General features: G+C 42.8%; 19 protein-coding genes. 7 read left to right on the top strand and 12 right to left on the bottom strand.

From position 1 onward, the window contains the following. The 6 genes from mreC (at position 1) to ftcD (ending at position 7,793) form a co-directional block, all read left to right on the top strand. Positions 1-828, top strand: coding sequence for a rod shape-determining protein MreC (gene mreC, locus CS948_RS14655; RefSeq protein WP_099292450.1), 828 nt, complete (start codon positions 1-3; stop codon positions 826-828). Then, the gene (locus CS948_RS14650) at positions 821-1,327 is read left to right on the top strand and encodes a rod shape-determining protein MreD (RefSeq protein WP_099292449.1); all 507 of its coding nucleotides are present in this window, start codon (positions 821-823) and stop codon (positions 1,325-1,327) included. Before mreC ends, CS948_RS14650 begins: the two co-directional genes overlap by 8 nt. A gap of 41 nt (positions 1,328-1,368) precedes the next feature. Then, positions 1,369-3,210: a penicillin-binding protein 2 gene (mrdA, locus tag CS948_RS14645; RefSeq protein ID WP_099292448.1), complete on the top strand. Its 1,842-nt coding sequence runs from the start codon at positions 1,369-1,371 to the stop codon at positions 3,208-3,210. After that, a complete protein-coding gene (gene rodA / locus CS948_RS14640) occupies positions 3,203-4,627 on the top strand; it encodes a rod shape-determining protein RodA (RefSeq protein WP_099292447.1) in 1,425 nt (474 codons plus the stop codon). The genes mrdA and rodA overlap by 8 nt, the downstream gene beginning before the upstream one ends. Positions 4,628-4,690: 63 nt before the next feature. Next, positions 4,691-5,944: an imidazolonepropionase gene (gene hutI / locus CS948_RS14635; RefSeq protein WP_099292446.1), complete on the top strand. Its 1,254-nt coding sequence runs from the start codon at positions 4,691-4,693 to the stop codon at positions 5,942-5,944. 148 nt (positions 5,945-6,092) lie between these two features. Further along, on the top strand, positions 6,093-7,793 hold the full coding sequence (gene ftcD / locus CS948_RS14630) for a glutamate formimidoyltransferase (protein ID WP_099292445.1): 1,701 nt from the start codon (positions 6,093-6,095) through the stop codon (positions 7,791-7,793). A gap of 260 nt (positions 7,794-8,053) precedes the next feature. On the opposite strand, the gene CS948_RS14625 is transcribed toward ftcD, so the two are convergent. The 12 genes from CS948_RS14625 to rimO form a co-directional block, all read right to left on the bottom strand. Continuing rightward, the gene (locus CS948_RS14625; protein WP_099292444.1) at positions 8,054-8,431 is read right to left on the bottom strand and encodes a nuclear transport factor 2 family protein; all 378 of its coding nucleotides are present in this window, start codon (positions 8,429-8,431) and stop codon (positions 8,054-8,056) included. Positions 8,432-8,435: 4 nt separating this feature from the next. Next, entirely contained in the window at positions 8,436-9,203 is a 768-nt protein-coding gene (locus tag CS948_RS14620) for a class I SAM-dependent methyltransferase (protein ID WP_099294545.1), read from the bottom strand. Positions 9,204-9,561: 358 nt separating this feature from the next. Then, positions 9,562-10,029, bottom strand: a complete 468-nt coding sequence (locus tag CS948_RS14615) for a co-chaperone YbbN (RefSeq protein WP_176555069.1) — start codon at positions 10,027-10,029, stop codon at positions 9,562-9,564. A gap of 329 nt (positions 10,030-10,358) precedes the next feature. Further along, a complete protein-coding gene (locus CS948_RS14610; protein WP_099292442.1) occupies positions 10,359-10,673 on the bottom strand; it encodes a helix-turn-helix transcriptional regulator in 315 nt (104 codons plus the stop codon). A gap of 307 nt (positions 10,674-10,980) precedes the next feature. Continuing rightward, positions 10,981-11,688: a LytTR family DNA-binding domain-containing protein gene (locus tag CS948_RS14605; protein ID WP_099292441.1), complete on the bottom strand. Its 708-nt coding sequence runs from the start codon at positions 11,686-11,688 to the stop codon at positions 10,981-10,983. Continuing rightward, complete coding sequence (locus CS948_RS14600; protein WP_099292440.1) at positions 11,685-12,743, bottom strand: sensor histidine kinase; 1,059 nt, start codon at positions 12,741-12,743, stop codon at positions 11,685-11,687. The genes CS948_RS14605 and CS948_RS14600 overlap by 4 nt, the downstream gene beginning before the upstream one ends. After that, positions 12,740-13,618, bottom strand: a complete 879-nt coding sequence (locus tag CS948_RS14595; protein WP_099292439.1) for a sensor histidine kinase — start codon at positions 13,616-13,618, stop codon at positions 12,740-12,742. Before CS948_RS14595 ends, CS948_RS14600 begins: the two co-directional genes overlap by 4 nt. 5 nt (positions 13,619-13,623) lie before the next feature. Next, on the bottom strand, positions 13,624-13,815 hold the full coding sequence (locus CS948_RS21480) for a hypothetical protein (protein WP_141560961.1): 192 nt from the start codon (positions 13,813-13,815) through the stop codon (positions 13,624-13,626). A gap of 34 nt (positions 13,816-13,849) precedes the next feature. Beyond that, positions 13,850-16,159 (bottom strand): carboxypeptidase-like regulatory domain-containing protein, encoded by a 2,310-nt coding sequence (locus CS948_RS14590; protein WP_255302106.1) that lies wholly within the window; start codon positions 16,157-16,159, stop codon positions 13,850-13,852. A 194-nt stretch (positions 16,160-16,353) separates the two neighbouring features. Then, on the bottom strand, positions 16,354-16,953 hold the full coding sequence (locus CS948_RS14585; protein ID WP_099292437.1) for a nitroreductase family protein: 600 nt from the start codon (positions 16,951-16,953) through the stop codon (positions 16,354-16,356). Positions 16,954-17,115: 162 nt separating this feature from the next. Further along, positions 17,116-19,299: a sodium-translocating pyrophosphatase gene (locus CS948_RS14580; protein ID WP_099292436.1), complete on the bottom strand. Its 2,184-nt coding sequence runs from the start codon at positions 19,297-19,299 to the stop codon at positions 17,116-17,118. 131 nt (positions 19,300-19,430) lie between these two features. After that, positions 19,431-20,717: a 30S ribosomal protein S12 methylthiotransferase RimO gene (gene rimO / locus CS948_RS14575; RefSeq protein WP_099292435.1), complete on the bottom strand. Its 1,287-nt coding sequence runs from the start codon at positions 20,715-20,717 to the stop codon at positions 19,431-19,433. 118 nt (positions 20,718-20,835) lie between these two features. Between rimO and CS948_RS14570 the strand changes: the two genes are divergently transcribed. Beyond that, on the top strand, positions 20,836-21,396 hold the full coding sequence (locus CS948_RS14570; RefSeq protein ID WP_099292434.1) for a Crp/Fnr family transcriptional regulator: 561 nt from the start codon (positions 20,836-20,838) through the stop codon (positions 21,394-21,396). Positions 21,397-21,449: the final 53 nt, after the last annotated feature.

Genomic DNA, 21,449 nt, shown 5'->3' with positions numbered 1-21,449 from the left:
GTGAAAGAGATTATAAAACTTATATTAAAGTACCATTTTACTATAATTTTTATACTTCTGGAAATCGTAAGTTTCTCTCTGATTATTCGTCATAACGAGTATCAGAGAGCAATTTTCTCTCAACACGCCTCTACTCTATTCGGGAATATCTCGTCGGTGACTACTGACGTGAAAGATTATTTCCGGTTAAAGGAGATTAATGAAGTTCTTGCAGACGAGAACATTCAATTAAAGAAACGTCTGGAAGGATTCGAGGTATTGAGGGATACGGTTGTCAGGGGAATAGTTGTACAGGATAGTATACCCGTTTATGATTACACGGGGGCTAGGGTTGTGAACGCGACTTTCAACCGGGTGAAGAATTACATCACGATTGACCGGGGGCGTAAAAACTTCATCGAGAAAGAGATGGGCGTGGCCTCCCCGGAAGGAATTGTAGGTCTGATTCAAGACTTGAGTGACAACTACTCTATCGTTATTCCCTTGATTAACATCGATACCAGAATCTCAGCCAAGATAAAGAAGAATAATTATTACGGTTCTTTACAATGGGACGGTGACAATTATCGCTATTCTTACTTGAAAGATATCCCCTATCATGTTGATGTTGTAGAGGGTGACACGATCGTGACCTCCGGACTTTCCAAGATTTTTCCGGAAGGTATTATCGTGGGATACGTGGAAGCGGTAGATCGTGAAACGGCTAATTTCTTGAAGATAAAAGTCAGATTAGCGGTTGATTTCAAGCGATTGAATCACGTGTACGTGATCGAGAACAAAAAGAAGAACGAGCAAAACCTGTTAGAAGCCATAAACTATCATGAGTAATGTAAATTATCTTATCCATTTCGTGATTTTAGCCATTCTCCAGATCGTGATCGTGGATAATATCCATATTGGCTCCTATTTCTATATCAATATATATATTCTGGCCATTTTCATCCTGCCCTACAAGGTGAAAGGTATACCGTTACTTTTGTTCGGGTTCCTTTTGGGCTTTTTGATGGACTTGGCAGATAACACTGTTGGTATTCACGCGGCGGCTTCCACCTTTCTGGCCTATCTCCGCCCCCGGCTGTTATTGCTGACTTCCACGCGGGAAGAATTGGATGAAGCCCACGGGACGCTACGGTTGGATGACTTCAGGTGGTTTTTCAAATATTCTTTTTTATCCACGTTGTTTTTCAATATAGTCCTGATTTTCGCGGAAGCGTTCACGTTTAACGACATCACGATCACGCTTATACGGATTATTTTGAGTACCTTTATCTCCATGCTGTTTATCCTGCTTTACTATTTTATAGGAATCAAGAAAGTACAGCAATAGAGAATAGTGTGTTTCAATTGACTTAGTAACAGACTTTTGATATGAATAAATTCGGATACAGGAAAGGGATCATATCAGGTATTATCATAGCGGTATGCGCCATATATATGTTTCGCTTGTTTTCTTATCAAGTGATAGATGACACCTATAAAGTCATGGCGGACAACAATTCGCAGCGTACGGAAACTCAATATCCCGCGCGCGGGTTGATTTATGACCGTAACGGTAAACTTTTGGTGGATAACCAAGCCGCCTATGATTTGATGATTATTCCCCGGCAGGTAAAACAGTTTGATACATTGGAACTGATTTCGATTTTAGGTATATCCAGAGAATATTTAGAACGAAAGATTCAAGAATGTAAGGATTATTCAACATGGAAAGCATCTCCCCTGATCTCTCAGATCACGGGGCCTAAATATGCCGTACTTCAAGAAAAGCTATACCGTTACCCGGGTTTCTATATTCAGACCAGAACGTTACGCAAATATAACGTGAATCACTCGGCTGACGTGTTCGGGTACATCAGCGAGGTTACAAAAGAACAAATCGGTAAAGATACTTCTTATTCTCGCGGTGACTATGTCGGCGCAAACGGGTTGGAATATACATATGAAAAACATTTGAGAGGAACCAAAGGGAAAAAGATTTTATTAGTCGACCGTTTTAACCGGGTGAAAGGTTCCTTCGCGGACGGGGAATACGACCACGAGGCTGTCGTGGGAGAAGATTTACATACCACGTTAGATATCGACCTGCAAGAATACGCTTATCAATTAATGCAAAACAAAAAAGGCGGTATCGTGGCAATAGAACCCCGCACGGGCGAGATACTGGTAAAAATGTCCAGTCCGGGGTATGATCCGCAATTAATGGTCGGGCTAGACCGGGGAAACAATTACTCGAAGTTAATTCAAGACCCGCTAAGACCTCTCTTTGACAGAACGACCATGGCGCAGTATCCCCCCGGCTCTATTTTTAAAACCGTGCAAGCTCTTATCGGGTTGCAAACAAAGGCGATCACGACGAATACGCGGGTTTCATGCCACGGCGGAGCTCCTATTGTCGGCGGGCGGTTTATGAAATGCCATAACCACAGCTCTCCCGTCGATCTGGTGCAATCGATAGAGAACTCGTGCAATCCTTATTACGTGACCGTTTTCAAACAGATACTGGAATTACCGGAGTACGGGAACGTGCGTAACGCTTACAATGAATGGCGAAAATACGTGACTTCCTTCGGGTTCGGGAGTAAGCTATGTCCCGACTTCACCAATGAAGTATCCGGTTCCATTCCCACGCAGGGTTACTATGACAAAGTGCTGAAAACCCAAAAATGGTTCCCGTCATACATTATCTCCCTTTCTATCGGTCAAGGTGAGTTATTAATCACTCCGATACAAATGGCAAACCTTGCAACTATACTGGCGAACCGAGGATATTACATGACTCCCCATGTCGTGCGTCCCACGGATGACGTTGCCAGACGTATCGAAAAACACGAAATCCCGATAGACCGAAAGCATTTCGAGCCCATTATCGAGGGAATGAAAATGGTTATCACTAAAGGCACGGGACGACGGGCGCAAGTGGATTCCGTCACGATAGCCGGGAAAACGGGAACGGTACAAAACCCGGAAGGTGACGACCATTCCGTGTTTATCGCTTTTGCCCCGGTAGAGAACCCCAAAATAGCGTTAATCGTGTATGTCGAAAATGGCGTGTGGGGTTCGCGCTATGCCGCCCCGATTGCCGGCTTATTGATAGAAAAATACTTGAAAGGCAAGATATCGGACAAGAAGAAACCACTGGAAAAAGAGATGTTCGAGGGAAATCTTATCAAAAACCTAACCATTAAAAGCAACGAGAAAAGTGATGAATAGCAGGTCTAATAAATTATTGGCGAATATTGACTGGGTGTCTATTTTGCTGTACATCTTGCTCGTCTTCATCGGTTGGCTGAATATATATGCGGCTGTTTATGACGAAGAACATAGTAGTATTTTCGATATAACCCAAAGGTACGGCAAGCAATTGCTATGGATCGGGGCTTCTTTCGTGTTGGCTTTCCTCGTGCTATTGACAGACAGTAAATTTTTCACGAGTTTCTCGCTCGTGATATACGGGTTTATGGTGTTCCTGTTGGTCGCCGTGCTTTTGTTCGGTACGGAAGCAAAAGGAGCCCGTTCATGGTTTGAAATCAAGGATATACGAATACAACCGGCAGAGTTTGCCAAGTTCGCCACCAATCTGGCTATCGCTTATGTTATGAGTCGTCACAATTTCAAGATGATGCGTTTTTCCAGCCTGCTCACGATCGGTGTCATACTTGCCATTCCGGCAGGATTGATTATTTTGCAGAACGATACGGGTTCGGCACTCGTGTACAGTAGTTTTATTCTCGTGCTGTTCCGGGAAGGGTTGCATGGCTCAATACTGTTGCTCTGCTTTATCGTACCCGTTATATTTATCATCTCCTTGCTTTATTCTCCTTTCGCGGTTTTGATAATTATCATTATCGGGACGTTGATAGCCTTCTATTATTACAGGCATAATATGCGGGAATTATTACAGATTGTAGCTTTTATCGCGGGTGGTTTCGGGTTATTCGTTCTGGTTGATTGGGTGTTCCACCTGTCTATCCCGTTCTATTATATGTTATTGAGCGTGTACATTGTAACGACAATCGCGGCCTTGTTCCCGATTTACCAGCGGAAGATGAAATACATGATCGCGTTGCTTCTTGTATCTTGGCTATGCGTGGGAGCCGCGCTTTCCGTTGATTATGCTTTTGACCATCTTCAACCTCACCAGCAAGATCGTATAAACGAACTTCTGGGTATAAAGGTTGATCCCAAAGGTTCGGGCTATAACGTGATTCAGTCTAAAATAGCCATCGGCTCCGGCGGGTTTTTCGGGAAAGGTTTTTTGCAGGGAACACAGACGAAATTCAATTTCGTACCGGAGCAAAGTACTGACTTTATTTTCTGTACCGTGGGTGAGGAATGGGGATTCCTTGGTAGTTCCGTCGTGATTTTATTATTAATGGCGTTCATTTTGCGAATGATAAAGTTGGCAGAACGGCAGCGTTCCGCTTTTTCGCGCGTATACGGGTATGGGGTAGCTTCTATCCTATTCTTCCATGTTGCGGTGAATATCGGAATGACGATAGGTCTTGTACCCGTGATCGGGATTCCGCTCCCGTTTTTCAGTTACGGGGGCTCCTCCTTATGGGCATTTACCATACTTATTTTCATCTTCTTAAGATTAGACGCGAACAGATTGCAAGTATTCAGGTAAAAACCTTGCGGATATTCAAGGTTTTTAATACTTTCGTTCCCAAATGATATAAACACGAAAAGGATGAAAACATTAATTATCAACATAAAGCAACTCGTTCAGGTTGAGGAAGAACCGCGTAAATGGGTTGCGGGTGCCGATATGGCGAAATTAGGCATAATTGATGATGCCTACCTTCTAATCGATGATGATCGTATCGAGGCTTTCGGGAAAATGAGCGAATTGAATCAAGACGCTATTTACGAGAATACCGACACGGTACAGGAAGTTGATGCGACCGGTCGTCTTGTGTTGCCCGCTTATTGCGATTCACACACGCATCTCGTGTACGCGGGAAGTCGCGAGATCGAATATATAGACAAAATCAAAGGACTCTCTTACGAGGAAATCGCTAAAAGAGGCGGTGGTATATTAAATTCTGCCGAGCGTATCCGCAAGGCTTCCGAGCAGGAATTATTTGATTCCGCTTACGCCCGTTTGCAAGAAATCGCTTCATTGGGAACCGGAGCCGTGGAAATCAAGAGTGGTTACGGGTTGGATACAGAGAGTGAACTCAAGATGTTGAGAGTGATTAAACGCCTGAAAGAAGAAACTCCTTTAACTATAAAATCCACGTTCTTGGGGGCTCATGCCGTACCGTTGGAATACAAAGGACGACAGACCGAATACGTGGATTTGATTATTAACGAAATGATTCCGGCAGTGGCGGCAGAAGATTTGGCCGATTATATCGATGTGTTCTGTGACAAAGGATTCTTTACCGTGGAAGACACGGACAGAATGTTGAATGCCGGAATGAAGTACGGAATGCGGGCGAAGATACACGCCAACGAACTGGACTACTCGGGTGGTATCCAAGTCGGGGTAAAATATAACGCCCTTTCAGTCGATCACCTCGAATACGTGGGTGAAGAGGAAATAGCCGCACTGAAAGGAAGTGAAACCATGCCGACCGTGTTACCGGGTGCCGCGTTCTTTTTGAATATGCCCTACTCTCCCGTTCGGGCGATGATAAACGCGGGGTTGCCGGTAGCCTTGGCTTCTGATTTTAACCCGGGCTCCTCTCCTTCCGGAAACATGAAATTCGTGATGTCACTCGGGTGTGTCAACTACAAGATGCTTCCCGAAGAGGTGATAAACGCTACAACCATAAATTCGGCTTATGCCATGGGAGTTGAAGACGAACTCGGCAGTATCGCCGTGGGTAAAAAAGCCAATTTCTATATCACTGCCCCGATCACGGGAATCGAGTATCTCCCCTACGCTTACGGAAGCGACTTGGTGGAAGCCGTGTTCTTGAACGGGGAACAAATCTGATGCGTTATGCCGTATTCACACTACAAGAAAGTATGGATTCGGAAAGCGTACAGGATACGTTACCCGTAGTCGATTATATGATTTCCGATTTTGTGATTAGGTGATTCTGAATATTTTATAAATAGTAATTTTCAATTTAAACAAGGATATGAAAAAGTTAATAGAATGCGTTCCGAATTTCAGTGAAGGGAACGATATGCACATTATTGACCAGATTACGGCAGAGATCAAGGCTGTTGAAGGTGTTAGTCTGATTGACGTGGACCCCGGTAAGGCAACCAATCGCACGGTAGTGACCATGGTAGGTACGCCGGAAGAAGTTTGCGAAGCCGCTTTCCGCGCAGTAAAGAAAGCCTCTGAACTGATTGATATGAAAAAACATAAAGGAGCGCATCCTCGTTTCGGGGCTACTGACGTGTGTCCTTTAGTGCCCGTGTCCAATATTACCATGGAAGAAACCGTGGAATACGCTCGCGCTTTGGCAAAACGTATCGGGGAAGAATTGAATATTCCGGTATATTGCTACGAGAACGCCGCTTTTACCCCGGAAAGAAGAAATCTGGCTACTTGCCGTGCCGGGGAATACGAGGCTTTGGGCGAACGTTTGAGCAGCGAGCAATGGCATCCTGATTTTGGTCCCCGCGAATTGAACGAATGGACGGCAAAAACTGGGGCAACAGCCGTGGGAGCACGTAATTTCCTAGTTGCTTACAACGTGAACCTGAACACGACTTCTACCCGTCGTGCCAACGCTATCGCTTTTGACGTGCGCGAACGCGGACGTGCCAAGAGAGAAGGCAACCCTATCACCGGGAAAATCGTGAAAGACGAGAAAGGTAAAAACGTGATGATTCCCGGAACATTGAAATCCGTGAAAGCCATCGGCTGGTTTATCGAGGAATACGGTATCGCCCAAATTTCCATGAACCTGACCGATATTTCCGTGACTTCCGTGCACGAGGCATTTGACGAAGTATGCCGGAAAGCACAAGATCGCGGTATTCGTGTAACGGGTTCCGAGTTGGTAGGTGTAATTCCGTTGAAAGCCATGTTGGATGCCGGACGTTATTTCCTGCGCAAACAACAACGCTCTACCGGAGTTTCCGACAAGGAGTTAATCAAGATTGCCGTGAAGTCTTTGGGTTTGGATGAACTTTATCCTTTCGAACCGAGAAAGAAAATTATCGAATATATTCTGGAAGACGAGATGAATCAAGGAAAGAAATTCCTGATTGATATGAACCTTCGTGAATTTGCTGACGAAACGGCTTCCGAATCTCCCGCTCCCGGTGGTGGTTCTATTTCCGCTTACATGGGTGCTCTGGCTTCTTCATTGGCTACCATGGTGGCTAACCTCTCCTCTCACAAACGCGGTTGGGATGAACGTTGGGAAGAATTCAGCAATTGGGCAGAAAGAGGAAAGGCTTATCAAGTTGAGTTAATCAAAATGGTTGACGAGGATACCAACGCTTTCAACCGTATCATGGATGCCTTCGGGTTACCCAAGAAATCGGAGGAAGAAAAAGCCGCTCGCCATCAAGCTATCCAAGACGCAACCAAATTCGCTACTGAAGTTCCTTTCAAGACGATGATGCTTTGCTTCGAGTGCATGGAAGTCGTGAAAGCTATGGCTGAAATCGGTAACCCTAATTCAGTAACAGATGCCGGAGTTGGAGCTTTGGCTGCCCGCTCCGGGGTAATCGGCGCTTTCCTCAACGTGAAGATCAACGCTGCCGGATTGGATGATAAAGAATATGCTAACGACATCATTTCCAGAGGTGAAAGAGTGGTCGAACTGGCAAAACAAATGGAAACTGATATTCTGAATATCGTGAACTCCAAGATTTGATTTCAATCGAATTTATTACATACAAAACAGCTATCTCACGTGGAGATAGCTGTTTTTATTTTAGATTTTCATAGGATTGATTTAACCGATTGAAGAATAAACTTTTAGCGGAGTTTTTGAGATTCAGAGATAACGAGTTAGTAACCATAAGGCAAGGCTTTTACCGGAAAGATATGAGAATAGAAAATTTCTGGTAAAATTCATTTCAGCCTTGACGTTTTATTCTTGGAATATACCTTTGTGTTCAGATAAATAAAGGATTATAGGTCAAATAGTTCTCTATTTGCCTTTGTGTCAGAATATATATGCCATGCCCCAACCTTATTTTTTATAATTTCTGCAATCCAAATCGCATGAATATTATTAAGTATCTCATCAGAACAAATCGAATAACCTTGCATAATAACAGTAGAACCTCTTACTACAATATTTTCAAATATATTCTGGTATCCAGGATAGCGATTGAAGAATGGCTGCCATGCCTGAACTATATTATTATCCTTTCCTTTAATTCGATTATTTGCAGTATCAATAAATATATGATCTTCTGTCATTAAATTCGACAAGCCATTCAGGTCTGCATTTGTAATGCATTCGTTGAATTGTAGGGCAATGCTTTTAGGGTCTATAGCTACCATGCTACTATATTTTTGTTTTCATTGCTAAAACGTATATCTGTTTTTCTGAATTATCGTTAAATATTTCTTCTTCAAAACTGCCAAACTTATGAATAACATAAAATCCAGCCCATTCCAGATATGCATCCAATTCTTGAGGGAAAAACATTCTCATATCCAAATTTTGAACAGAATTAAACTCGCCATTGATATAATAATGCCATTCTATGCGATTAATTTGGGTTGCTGTTTCGTATCGCATTGTCTGCTTTATCAATACATCTCTCCCATCGTCAGTTGTATATGCAGCAATTTTCTTCTGTTCTTTTTCACTTTCAACTATATACTGAATATTGGGGTTAAAGCAATCTAACAGAAATAGACCTCCGTCTTTAAGGTGATTCTTAACGACATTAAACGCCTTAAACAAATCTTCATTCTTATACAAATGATGGATTGAATTAAATGGAATAAAAATGAGGTCGAATTTTTCCTGCAAGCTTAATGTTCTAATATCGGCCTCAATGAAATTAATCTCTAATCCTGCTTCCGAAGCTTTCACCTTTGCTTGTTCAAGCATTGATGAAGTGTAATCCACGCCACAAATATTGTATCCATCCTTTGCTAATGGAAGCGTAAGCCTGCCTGTACCACAACAAAGTTCAAGTATTTTAGCATCCTTATTTTTCGGCAGCCACTTTTTGTAAAATTGCAAATCGAATAAAAAGGTATTTAATCCATCATAAATATTTGCATCATAAATTAAATCGCCAACCTTGTAATCAGTATTCATTTTGTTCTTTGAATTCATTGTACAATCTTATTTAAGTGTATACTTGGGTGATACACTATTTCTTGTTCCACTTGCGAAAATACGTTTCGTCTGTATTAATTCCAAAAGATGTTGTTAGTAAATATTCCAATTATTTTGTTGCGGACTTTTTTACTAATTCTCTTTTGATTGGTATCCGTTAATCAAAATGAAAACCGATTTTCTGAATATAGTGAACTCTAAGATTTGATTCAAGTAAATATACATATAAAGATAGCTAGTTCGTTATGAACTAGCTATCTTTATATGCTCTTATCAGGGAAATACCCAAAGAATCCCAAAGTATTCGGTAAGAAATAAGGGACGAGGATATTGTCCGTTATTCCCGAATGAAAAATTGTTTACTCAAATCATCTGCCGAGATATAGCCTTCATGACGATAATATTCTTTCCCATTTTTGTCAAGTAATATTTGAGCCGGAATAGTTACGATTCCAAAATATTTCACGATATCTTTATTTGCGGGAAGAGTCACGTTAATAAACACGGTATTTACTTTGCTCGAATAGCGTTCTCGCACTTCCTCCATGACTTTCTCTATTAGTTTGCAAGAATGACAGGTAGTTGCCCCGAATTCTAAAAAAGTGACTTGATAATCACTGTCATTCCGGTTGTAATTGTATCGTTTGATGATTGTATCGGCTATCGCTTCATGTTTTATATCCGTACTATTTTTCGTTTGTATCCCCGATAGAAAACGACTAATATTTCCCCTTAGAAGAAATAAACTTCCCAATAACACGAGAACGCTGATAATATATATATAACTTTGAATACGTGATTTCATTATTGATTCATTTAATGTGAACTTGGCATACATTGCTCTGCCTTTACTCTATACTTTCTCTACACCATAGACGTAGCATGAACGAAGCATGAACGAAGCATCTTCGCTGATTTGCCTTCATGGTATGTTTCAACAGTGTTTCTACTCTAAAGATAGTCGGGACAAGCCATAGCCCGCCGCTTGCGCGCGGGTAAACTAATGATACTCCTCTCTTGTTCATATCTTGATCGTGTTACTCCCTAGCGCAGGGAACCACTTTTTAGTTCAGTTTGCCATTCGTACCAAAGCAAGCATAACCAGCACTTCGACAAGTACGCCGACAACGGCCACTAAAGCCGCACCCGATTACACTCGCAAAAGAAATTCGCGAATAATCTACTTGCTAAAGCCCAATTCTCCCGGTTGATACAATACTTCACCTTGGGAGTTTCAATTTCTCCTTGTATTAAACCTGCTTTTTTCAGTTCTTTCAAGTGCTGAGAAACAGTCGCTTTCGCGATAGGTAATTCCTCGTGAATATCTCCAAAATAGCAATTCTCCTGTCCTGCAAGGAAATCAAGAATCGCCATTCTTGCCGGATGCCCCATTGCCTTGGCAAAACGGGCTACCTGTATTTGTTCGTCAGAGTATTTCTTATCTTCCATTCTTTAGATTGTTTGTTATTCGTAAATCTACGAACAATACATGAAAACTCCAAATAAAATCAATAAATATCGTATATGTACGATAGTCTGAAAATCTCATGCGTAAAGGTTACCTTTCTCCCCAAGTAGGCTCCTTCATTCGATGTTCTACCATTGTTCATCCGTTGCAGATATACCCCGAAGCGTTTCTACACTGTATCTACAACAAACGTGCAACCACATTACAACTCAAGTATTACCCGTTTGCATCACGATATTACCGGGATTACTCTAGGACAAACGCGTGAAAACGTTTTTTACCTTGAATTTATCCCCTCTTCATAAACGTATCGAAAAATGAATCCCGGTACGTGTTGCCTATCGCTATTTCGTAATTCCCGATAAAGATGTCGTTATTGTCGAAAGAGTCAATATGATTCGTGTTCACGATATATGATTTATTTACCCGTAGGAAGTCTTTTTTAGGCAGGAGTTCATATGTCGTTTTCAAGTTCATCCGGGTAATAATACGCTGGTCTGCCAGTTGGATAATCACGTAATCTTTCAGTCCCTCGATAAAAAGTATATCTTTGAAATTCACTTTGAAATAACGGCGATCGGACTTCACGAAGAAAAATTCATTATCTACCGGTTCGATATTCTCTTTTTCTTCCTGCAACAAGAGTGCATGGTATATCATCGCTTTTTCCACGGCTTTTTGGAAACGTTCTGCCTCCACGGGTTTCACCAGATAATCAATAGCATCCACCTCGTAGCTGTCCAAGGCATACTCCGTGTACGCGGTCGTGAAAATGACCAGAGTCCTCCGGGGAATCGCCCGGGCAAATTCAATCCCCGTGATGCCCGGCATTTGGATATCCAGAAATACCAGATCAACGGGGTTGTCCTCCATAAACCGGGAAGCGGACAATGCATTATTAAATGTCCCCGTCAATTTCAATCGCGTGTTCTCCCCTGTCAATAATTCTATGGCTTCTCTTGCCAACGGTTCATCATCTACAATAATACAATTCATAATATCAGGTGTAAATTTACAGTGTATGTTTTTTCGTCTTCTTGAATTTCCAAAGAATGGTTACCCGGGAATAACAATTCCAACCGACGTTTTATATTTTTCAATCCCAACCCTCCCACTTCAGCGCGTTCCGGTGCTATTGCAGGCTTTGAATTTTGGCAGCGGAATATCAAACGCTCGTCCGTCACTTCAAAAGAAAGGTAGACGAACGACTTGTTTTCCGTGTCCGGATTATGCTTCACGGCATTTTCCACGAAAGGGATAAACAACAATGGCGGTAGCCAAAACTGCTCCATTTTTCCCTCTTTCATAATCAGGTATTCGAAATTATCCCGCCGCACTTTCTCCAAATTCAGGAAATCACTCAAGAATTGAATCTCCGAGTTCAATGATACTTTCTCTTTGGTACTGTCATTTATCTGGTAACGCAGCAAGTCTTTCAAACGAAACAGTACGCGGGAAGCCTCTTTCGGGTTCTTGCGGAGCAGCACGTTGGCATTATTCAGCATATTGAACAAGAAATGAGGGTTGATTTGTTTCTTCAGAAATTTCAGTTCCGACTGCAAAGTGGAAGAAGCCAATTCATCCACTCTCTGATTATATTCTATCCAGTATTTTATAAGTAGCAAGGTTGACGAACCGAATGTAAGCAGCCCGATTGATATCATTGAAGAAACAAGATTCAACACGATATACCGGTTATACACGGGATCTGTTTGATAGAGATTATAAAAACTGGATTGCAAAACGGATATAATCAGGATAGCAAACAGTATCATACCGACAACGGATAATATATAGCTGGAAATACGATCTCTCATAAGGAAACGGGGTGCAAGGAGATAAAGATTGCAATACACGTCCAAATTAAGCACGAGATAGAACCCGATAAAACAGTAGAGCCGTTCCCGCGTGGCAAGTACCTCTCCCGACAGGTCGGCAAAAACACTCGACGATATGCAGATAAGTGTCAACTGCAATAACAGATGCCTGTGTACCCGGAACTTGGGGGATGACAGGAAATCAGGTATACTTCGGTCTATGTCTTTTATCATGATTCCGGCTGTTTTAACGTTAAATGAATGGAATTTTCAGCGAGGGCTAACGAATAATCGGTTTTGTACAAGAAAGCCAAGCGTTGTTTTATTCTTGAAAGATCGCCTTCCCCGGGAATTGTTTTGCGATCGTGTTCGCAAACAAATTCAACCTGTTTCTTATCCGCTTTAAAATCCAAGTGAAGCACTCCCTGTTGGTTCTCTTTGTATATTTGCATCACGCACCACTGCACGAAAGGGATAAATAATAAAGGTGGGATAAACACCCGCCTGACCTCTCCTTCCGATGAAATCCGGTATTCGAATTGCCGTGAATATATTTGCTCCAGTGACAGGTAATTGCCTAGAAAACGAATTTCAGCATCCAGCAATACCGTGCCGCGGCTACAATCATACAACTGGTATCTTAGGAGTTGACTCAATTTGAATAGCATACGGGAAGATTCCTCCGGCTCCGTGTTTGCCAAACGTCCGGTTTTATCCAGAATGTTGAACAATAATTGCGGGTTCACCTGTTCTTTCAATTGCTCCACTTCCGATTGAATATGCATCTTCTCCAACCGGCTCACGTGTTGGTTTTCCAGCATCCAATATTTCAGCAGCACGGTAATAGATCCACCCACCAAACAGAGAGAGATGGTGGTAAAAGAAGATATATTGTTTATCAAGGATACCGGACTGAGATAGTTCATTCCCGCTTCTCCCAAGTATGAACGGGTAATATCCTCGATCAAGTTCTGCCCGCACAGAAGCAATATCACCGAGATAGCAACTCCTATACCGTACAACGTGTATTTCTTTTTTATCAGATACTTGGGAATCAGCACGTAAATATTGTAATAGACAACGACCAGATACGATAAGGCTGCAAACAAGGCTATCAGGTATAGTTTTTCAACACGGGAATCCCGTGTTGAAAAACTATATACGTCTGGTTGAAAGAAACCGAAGCGATAGCCACAATCAGGAGAGCGTGCCGCCAAACCTTAGCCTTCGGGTTTATCAAGATATGATGCAGCAGCTTCTGCCCTTTCGTGTTCAAATTCATGATTTGATATTTGTTTATTTCCACGCGTACAAATGTAATACCTTATCTCTATAAATTTTTAAAATTCCAACTTATAACTTATGTTCGGCAAAGCGGTTGCACTTCTCAACGGCTTGATCTCTCCCGTATTAAAGTTATACTCGTGACCGTAATATTCTTTACAACCCGTTGCATTCAAGCCTTTCAAGGCAAATTCATGAGAAACTTTTTTCTTGTTTATCTTGTAACTGATCGTGTAATTGACGATAAACATCGGCGAGAATTGTTTCGTGAATGCTTTCGTTTCATCATGTTGTACCACTTTATCGGGAGCGTCAAGCGTTGCCACCCTGTCAACCGGACTATAACGATCCCCTCCCTGCATGGTCATTTTCAGATTGATTCCCAGTATATTCTGCTTGTCTTGTCCTAACATCCACTCTTTGCCGCCCAGACAATTGATAATAAATTGCCGGTTATATTTCGTGTTCCGCCATTTGCCGTCCCCTCCCTTGTATTTGGAACTGAAAAGCGAACCGGATATCATGTAGTAAACACCGTCATTCAAGTATCTTTCCAAGGTTACGTCTACCCCGAAGTTACGTCCCTTTCCCTTGTTCTTCAAGGCTTCCTCCACGTAGAAGTCCACACGGTTCAGCACGGAATAGGAACTATCGGCAATCACGGGAATATCAAATAGATGTTGGAAGTAAGGTTCAATCCTTAAATTCAAGTTATCGGATAACCTGCAACCATACGAAAGCATCACGTGATGCGCCTTCGAAAAATCCAAATCCTTGTTCACGGGTTCCGTACCCGTGCTTCGGGTACGCACGAAATAAACATCCATTTTTTCCATCCGGCTATGAAGCCCGTAAGCCAAGGCAAACGAGGCTTTCGGGGTAGCCTGCCATTTTATTCCGGCACGAGGCTCTACCGTCCAATGATTATTTAGCGTGAGTACCTGTGCGTTAAGTCCCACGCTTAGGGTTACCCGGTCGCTCAGTCCGATGGATGAACTCGTGTACCCGGAGATCAGATTCGTGTTGCCGTCACCCTTGGATATCAATTCCAATGGTTGCATCGTGTACGGGGACAGGTTCATTTCCATGTCGTAGTACATCTTCGTGAAAGTAAAACCCGTTTTGTTGGTAAATTTTGCACTGAATTTCCGGTTCAATATGGCGGAGAAAATCAAGTTCGTGTTATTACGTACCAAATCCAGATTCGGGTACTTGTTCAAATCGAAATCATAGAAGTCAACAAATCCTTTATGCCTGAAATAAGTAGCGGCAACAATGGTTTTCAATCGCGTGTTATCGTTGAAGAAATAGCTGTGAGAGATGCCTCCCGCCACCATGTACTGACTTGTTTCGCTCTCCATCTGTTCGCCGAGATATTCCCATTCTTCGGGGTTCTTCTCGAATTCACTTTCGGATTTATCGATCAGTCCGGTTCCCCAGACGGAAAAGGTTCCCGCTTTCCGCTTGGGAATGTTAAATTTGAAATTCAAGCCCTGATAATCCAGTATACCCCCGAAGTCAACAATACCCGCTTTCTCGAGTATCCCCGTCGTGGAATAGCGGTAATTGAATATATAAGAGGAATTATGTTTCTTCGTCAACGGGCCTTCCGAGGCAAAGTCCATACCGAGCAATCCGATTTGTATCGTGTTCTCCACTCGACGGTTATTCCCGTTTCTCAATTTCATGTCGAAAACACCGGACACGGCATTACTAAATTCGGCGGGAAAAGCCCCGGAAAAGAAATCCGAATTTCCCAACACGTGACTGCTTAACCCCGAAAGAATACCTCCCCCGAGAATTGATAAATCGGCAAAATGATTCGGGTTCGGTATCTCCACGTCCTCCAATCTCCATTGCAACAAGTGAGGAGCATTCCCGTGAATAGAAATCCCGTTCGTTGACATGGCAGGTGATACCCCGGCAAAAGAACTGACCAGACGCGCTGGATCATCCATTCCCCCTGCGTATCGGCTTGCCTCTTCCACGCTCAGCATCCTCGCTCCCGTCGTTGCCATTTTATTTAACGGTTGCTCTTTATTCAGACTCGGACGCACCGTGACTTCGTCCAGTTCCCGTATAGCCTCTTTCAACGGAATGTTCAGAAACACTTCTTTAGAGGAAGTGACAAGTATTTCTTTAAAAATAGCGGATTCATATCCCACGAACGATGCCTGTATATCGTGACGCCCGACAGGTACATTTTTTATAATAAAATGTCCCGAACTATCCGTGATCGCTCCCGTTCCCGGTCTTCCTAGCAGAGCAACCGAAGCGTAAGCAATCGGATAACCCGAAGCTACGTCTACCACGGTTCCCCGTATCGACCGCGTCAAGACTTTTCGATTGTCTTGCCCGTTGAGCATCACCGGTGTTACCGCGAATAAAAAGAGTATGACTAATTTTGAAACTCGTGTAATAACTTCTATCTTTTCCATAATCGGTTTTAATTAATTATGCTTCAAAAATAGATACAAGACAGAAGTCTTTCCGGAAGAATATACAAAGTACCCCGGTTTGTATACCAAACCGGGGTACTTTGTATAGATTCTGAAATTTGTTATTTAAAGATACGAACCCTTTCTTCCAACGGATTAAACTCTTTTTTCCCGGGTTCTTGCAACGGAATACCGAAAGGCATCTGTGCAACTAATTCCCAATTCTCGGGTAGTCCCCATTCCGCGATAACGGCTTCATCAATTAAAGGATTGTAATGTTGCAACGAAGCACCGAAGCCGGCATCCTCCAACATTGTCCAAATAGCTAACTGATGCATGGCAGAAGTATGTTGCGACCATATAGGGAATTTTTCATGATAGGTTGGGAATGCTTTTTGTAATCCCTCGACCACGGTACGGTCTTCAAAAAAGAGCACGGAACCATATCCCGCGGCAAATGATGTATCGACTTTCTTCTCGGTTGCCTTAAATGCTTCTTCTGAAACGATTTTACGCAATGTATCTTTCACGATATTCCATAATTTCAGGTGCTGTTCTCCTAATAACAAAACAACTCGTGTTGTTTGGGAGTTAAACGCGGAAGGGATATTCTTCACGGCAAACTTTACAATATCTTCTATCTCGCTATCAGTAATTAATGATTTATTTGTAATAGCGTAATAACTTCTTCTATGTGCTAAAGCTTCTTTTAATGTACTCATATCTCTTTCTTTTATTTTTTTACAAGATACGATTATTTTTCAAAAAAGTTAAGCCTTTCATGGTTTATCTTTTATCTGAAGTAAACGGACATAAAAATTGCCCAAGTATATTCATCACGTATACTTGGGCAAACACCAACTACTTGGATAGATAGTCGGAACTTAGAGAAGGCTATATGCACAAGTCACTCCTGCCATAACAATAGCGACCATACTCATCAATTTTATCAAAATATTCAAACTCGGTCCGGAAGTATCCTTAAACGGATCACCCACGGTATCTCCGATCACGGTAGCCTTGTGGTTATCGGAACCTTTACCCCCTAGATTGCCTTCTTCAATATACTTTTTAGCGTTATCCCATGCACCACCGGAGTTTGCCATAAAGATAGCGAGCACGAATCCGCTTCCCAAGCCCCCGGCCAACAAACCGATTACACCAGCAACACCGAAGATAAGTCCCATAGCCACGGGAATAATGATAGCCAGCAATGACGGGAAGATCATCTCGTGTTGGGCGCCTTTAGTCGAAATCTCCACGCATTTAGCGTAATCCGGTTCTGCTTCTCCGGTCATGATACCCTTGATTTCACGGAATTGGCGACGTACTTCGTTTACCATTTTTTGTGCAGCCCGTCCGACGGCATTCATCGTCAGTCCACAGAATACAAATGCCATCATGGAACCGATAAAAATACCTGCCAACACGTTCGGGTTCATTAAAGTAACATCATAATGAATCATAAAATCCTGTAACGTTGCATCAGCCGTTCTTACCGTGTTTTCCCCGACTGTCAGAATCTCCTCTCCCATACGTAACAATCCAATTTTTATTTCCTCGATATAAGAGGCAATCAATGCTAATCCGGTCAAAGCCGCGGAACCGATAGCAAATCCTTTGCCTGTCGCCGCGGTTGTATTGCCTAAAGCATCCAATGCATCCGTACGATGACGAACTTCCTCGCCCAAATGACTCATTTCGGCATTCCCCCCCGCGTTATCGGCTATCGGTCCGTAAGCATCCGTTGCCAACGTGATACCCAAGGTAGAAAGCATTCCGACAGCGGCAATACCCACTCCGTACAATCCCATGGACATGTTGGAGAAGTCGAATTGTGACGCGAACAAAAATGAAAGTACAATACCCACCACGATCGTGAAAACCGGGATAGCCGTCGAAATCATACCCGTACCGATACCTTTAATAATCACGGTTGCGGGTCCGGTTTCCGAACTCTTGGCAATATCCTGCGTCGGTTTATAGGCATGTGAAGTATAATATTCTGTTCCTTTACCGATAATGATTCCCGTTATCAACCCGACAATCACGGATCCGCAAATCCAATAACTCAATCCCAATAAATAGATCACCAAGAAACTGGCGCCCACGATAAGAATTGAACTTACATTTATCCCCCGGTCAAGCGCTCTCAGTAATTGTTGTTGAGAAGCACCCTCTTTTGTTTTTACCATAAATATACCCAGCAACGATAAGATAACTCCAAAAGCGGCAATCAGCATCGGGGCCAGTATGGCGTTAAATTGCATATCCGCTTCCAGTCGGAACGCCGCGGCACCTAAAGCAGCCGTGGCAAGAATAGAACCGCAATACGATTCGTAAAGGTCTGCCCCCATACCAGCAACGTCCCCCACGTTATCCCCCACGTTATCTGCGATGGTCGCGGGATTACGAGGATCATCTTCCGGAATACCCGCTTCAACCTTACCCACGAGATCAGCACCCACGTCGGCCGCTTTCGTGAAGATACCTCCCCCCACTCTGGCAAACAGCGCCTGCGTCGATGCCCCCATACCAAAGGTCAACATGGTTGTCGTGATCACTATCGCTTTCTCCGTGGATGTAGCCTCTTCCACGAAATAATCGAGCAATAACCACCATAACGAAATATCAAGCAGAGCCAAGCCGACCACTACTAATCCCATTACCGCACCCGAACGAAAAGCGACTTTCAATCCATCGTTCAAACTTCTGCGTGCGGCATTTGCCGTCCTCGCCGAAGCATAAGTTGCGGTTTTCATCCCGATATAGCCTGCCAGACCGGAAAAGAAACCTCCGGTAAGAAAAGCAAACCATACCCACGGGTTTTGCAGCCCGGGACCGTACGCCATCCAAGCAAACAGAATACACAACACGAGGAACACCATACCCACGATCCGGTATTGTTGTCGCAAATAAGCCATAGCTCCCCTGCGGACATGTCCGGCAATACGTTTCATCGTGTCGGTTCCTTCCGACTCTTTCATCATCCCTTTAAAGAAAATCCTCGCGAACAGAAGTGCGATAACGGCACATGCCGGTACTATCCAAAATAGATTATTCAACATGGTATTTATATTTGTAGTTAGTAAAAAGTCATACAAAAAAATACTCATCAAAATTTCAATGAACCTCGATGAGTAAAAGTACGAATAAAAACGAAAAATTATTCTCCGTTTCTATATTTTTTATAAAATTTTTAGATTACGCCGTATAGTTCGAACGGTTCCGCGCTCGTGATTTCCACTTCATAGAACTCTCCGACTTGTAAAGGACGGTCGGTTGTTACAAATACTTCCTGATCCACTTCCGGCGAATCGTATTGCGTGCGTCCCACGAAAAACTCGCCTTCCGTCCTATCTATCAATACGGTAAGTTTCTTCCCGATCCAACTTTGATTCAACGCCGCCGCCACTTCCAACTGTCTTTCCATTAATTCTTCCGCCCGCTTATTTTTTATTTCTTCAGCAACATCATCTTTATAATTCTTGTCGCAATAAGTATCATCCTCGTGCGAGTACGGGAATACCCCCAGACGTTCGAATTTCATCATTTCCACGAAATCAATCAATTCCCGGTAGTCCTCTTCCGTTTCTCCCGGGTGTCCCACCATTAAAGTGGTTCGCAAGGCTATTCCGGGTACTTCTTCTCGAATTTTATTGATGAGGTCTATGGTCTGTTGTTTTGTTACCCCTCTTCGCATCTGTTTCAGCATGTGATCACTACAATGCTGCAAAGCAATATCCAGATATTTGCATACATTTTCGCGCTCCCGCATCACGGGCAGCAACTCCATCGGGAACCCCGCCGGATAAGCGTAATGCAATTTTATCCACTTGATTCCCTTGATATCTGCAATTCGCTCCACCAACTCGGCAAGTCGATTTTTCCCGTACTTATCAATCCCGTAATAAGTAATATCCTGTGCCAACACCAATAGTTCCTTTACCCCTTGTTTAGCCAAACGCTCCGCTTCATCAACGATTTCCTCGAAAGGACGGGATTTGTATTCTCCCGTCATGATCGGAATGGCACAATAAGAGCATTTACGGTTGCATCCTTCCGATATCTTTAAATAGGCGTAATGCGGCGGTGTCGTCAAATGGCGTTCATTCCGAAGCTTTTCATCGTACTCTTTCCCAAGCTCCGCTAAAATACCCTTCCAGTCAAATTTCCCGAAATAAGCATCCACTTCCGGGATCTCTTTCTGTAATTCCGGCTCGTAACGTTGGGACAAACATCCCATAACAAATATCTTGTCCACCTTTCCCTCTTTCTTCAACTCCACCTGTTCCAGTATCGTGTTCACCGATTCTTCTTTCGCGTCCCCGATAAACCCGCAAGTATTGATTACAACAATCTTAGCCTTGGAATTCTCAACATCAACTTCAACACTATACCCTACTTTCTCCAATTGCTTCATCAACAACTCCGTATCCACGAGATTCTTGGAACACCCAAGACTTATAATATTTACTTTCTTCATTCTGCTTTCAAAATTTGCCGACAAAGGTAATATTTTTCATTTTCAATTTCTAATTCTGTATTTTAATTGACTTTCCGTATCTTTGTTAAATTCACCAGCTAATTTAAAGCTAACTGACATGAAGAATATAATAGAATCCATTATAAAAAAGTATCCTGTATCCCATGAAACGATAGAGGCATTGACTTCCCGTTTTGAAAAACACTTATTTCCCCGTAAATCCCATATTATAAAGGCAGACAAGCCCGACCGGAAAGTGTTTTTTATAGAATCGGGGCTCACGAGGTCTTATATCCTGTCTGACGGTAAAGAAATAACCACGTGGTTTTCCAAAGAGGGGGACTGGACTTACGGATCGTTGGACTTTCTAAAGAACAAGGTTGGTTTCGAGTATGTGCAGACTCTTGAAGAAACAATAGCATATTCCATTCCGATAGATACACTTAATGAGTTGTTCCGAACCAATGTCGAATTAGCTAATTGGGCTCGCGTTTCTCATCAAGATGCATTTCTGCTATTACAAGATTTGCGTATCGAAAGGCTTACACTCCCCGCTAAAGAACGGTATGAAAAACTACTCCGGGATCTTCCCGGCTTGTGCAACAGGGTTAATTTAGGTTATATTTCCTCCTATCTCGGTATTACATTACCCACTCTAAGTAGAATACGAGGAGAATAAAGGTACGATTTTAATCTATCACAAATTTTTTCCGGTTTCTCGTTCCTATTTTT

This window comes from Butyricimonas sp. Marseille-P3923, from assembly GCF_900184685.1.
Taxonomy (GTDB): domain Bacteria; phylum Bacteroidota; class Bacteroidia; order Bacteroidales; family Marinifilaceae; genus Butyricimonas; species Butyricimonas muris.
This window is presented reverse-complemented; position numbering and strand designations above follow the sequence as displayed.

Bases quoted from the DNA above. Each gene is read 5' to 3' on its own strand.
- CS948_RS14570 (WP_099292434.1), top strand. From the start codon at position 20,836: ATGAAGAATATAATAGAATCCATTATAAAAAAGTATCCTGTATCCCAT.
- CS948_RS14600 (WP_099292440.1), bottom strand. From the start codon at position 12,743: ATGATAAAAGACATAGACCGAAGTATACCTGATTTCCTGTCATCCCCC.
- CS948_RS14650 (WP_099292449.1), top strand. From the start codon at position 821: ATGAGTAATGTAAATTATCTTATCCATTTCGTGATTTTAGCCATTCTC.
- CS948_RS14585 (WP_099292437.1), bottom strand. From the start codon at position 16,953: ATGAGTACATTAAAAGAAGCTTTAGCACATAGAAGAAGTTATTACGCT.
- CS948_RS14620 (WP_099294545.1), bottom strand. From the start codon at position 9,203: ATGAATACTGATTACAAGGTTGGCGATTTAATTTATGATGCAAATATT.
- CS948_RS14625 (WP_099292444.1), bottom strand. From the start codon at position 8,431: ATGGTAGCTATAGACCCTAAAAGCATTGCCCTACAATTCAACGAATGC.
- CS948_RS14605 (WP_099292441.1), bottom strand. From the start codon at position 11,688: ATGAATTGTATTATTGTAGATGATGAACCGTTGGCAAGAGAAGCCATA.
- hutI (WP_099292446.1), top strand. From the start codon at position 4,691: ATGAAAACATTAATTATCAACATAAAGCAACTCGTTCAGGTTGAGGAA.
- rimO (WP_099292435.1), bottom strand. From the start codon at position 20,717: ATGAAGAAAGTAAATATTATAAGTCTTGGGTGTTCCAAGAATCTCGTG.
- rodA (WP_099292447.1), top strand. From the start codon at position 3,203: ATGAATAGCAGGTCTAATAAATTATTGGCGAATATTGACTGGGTGTCT.
- CS948_RS14615 (WP_176555069.1), bottom strand. From the start codon at position 10,029: ATGAAATCACGTATTCAAAGTTATATATATATTATCAGCGTTCTCGTG.
- CS948_RS14580 (WP_099292436.1), bottom strand. From the start codon at position 19,299: ATGTTGAATAATCTATTTTGGATAGTACCGGCATGTGCCGTTATCGCA.
- mrdA (WP_099292448.1), top strand. From the start codon at position 1,369: ATGAATAAATTCGGATACAGGAAAGGGATCATATCAGGTATTATCATA.
- CS948_RS14610 (WP_099292442.1), bottom strand. From the start codon at position 10,673: ATGGAAGATAAGAAATACTCTGACGAACAAATACAGGTAGCCCGTTTT.
- ftcD (WP_099292445.1), top strand. From the start codon at position 6,093: ATGAAAAAGTTAATAGAATGCGTTCCGAATTTCAGTGAAGGGAACGAT.
- CS948_RS14590 (WP_255302106.1), bottom strand. From the start codon at position 16,159: ATGCTCAACGGGCAAGACAATCGAAAAGTCTTGACGCGGTCGATACGG.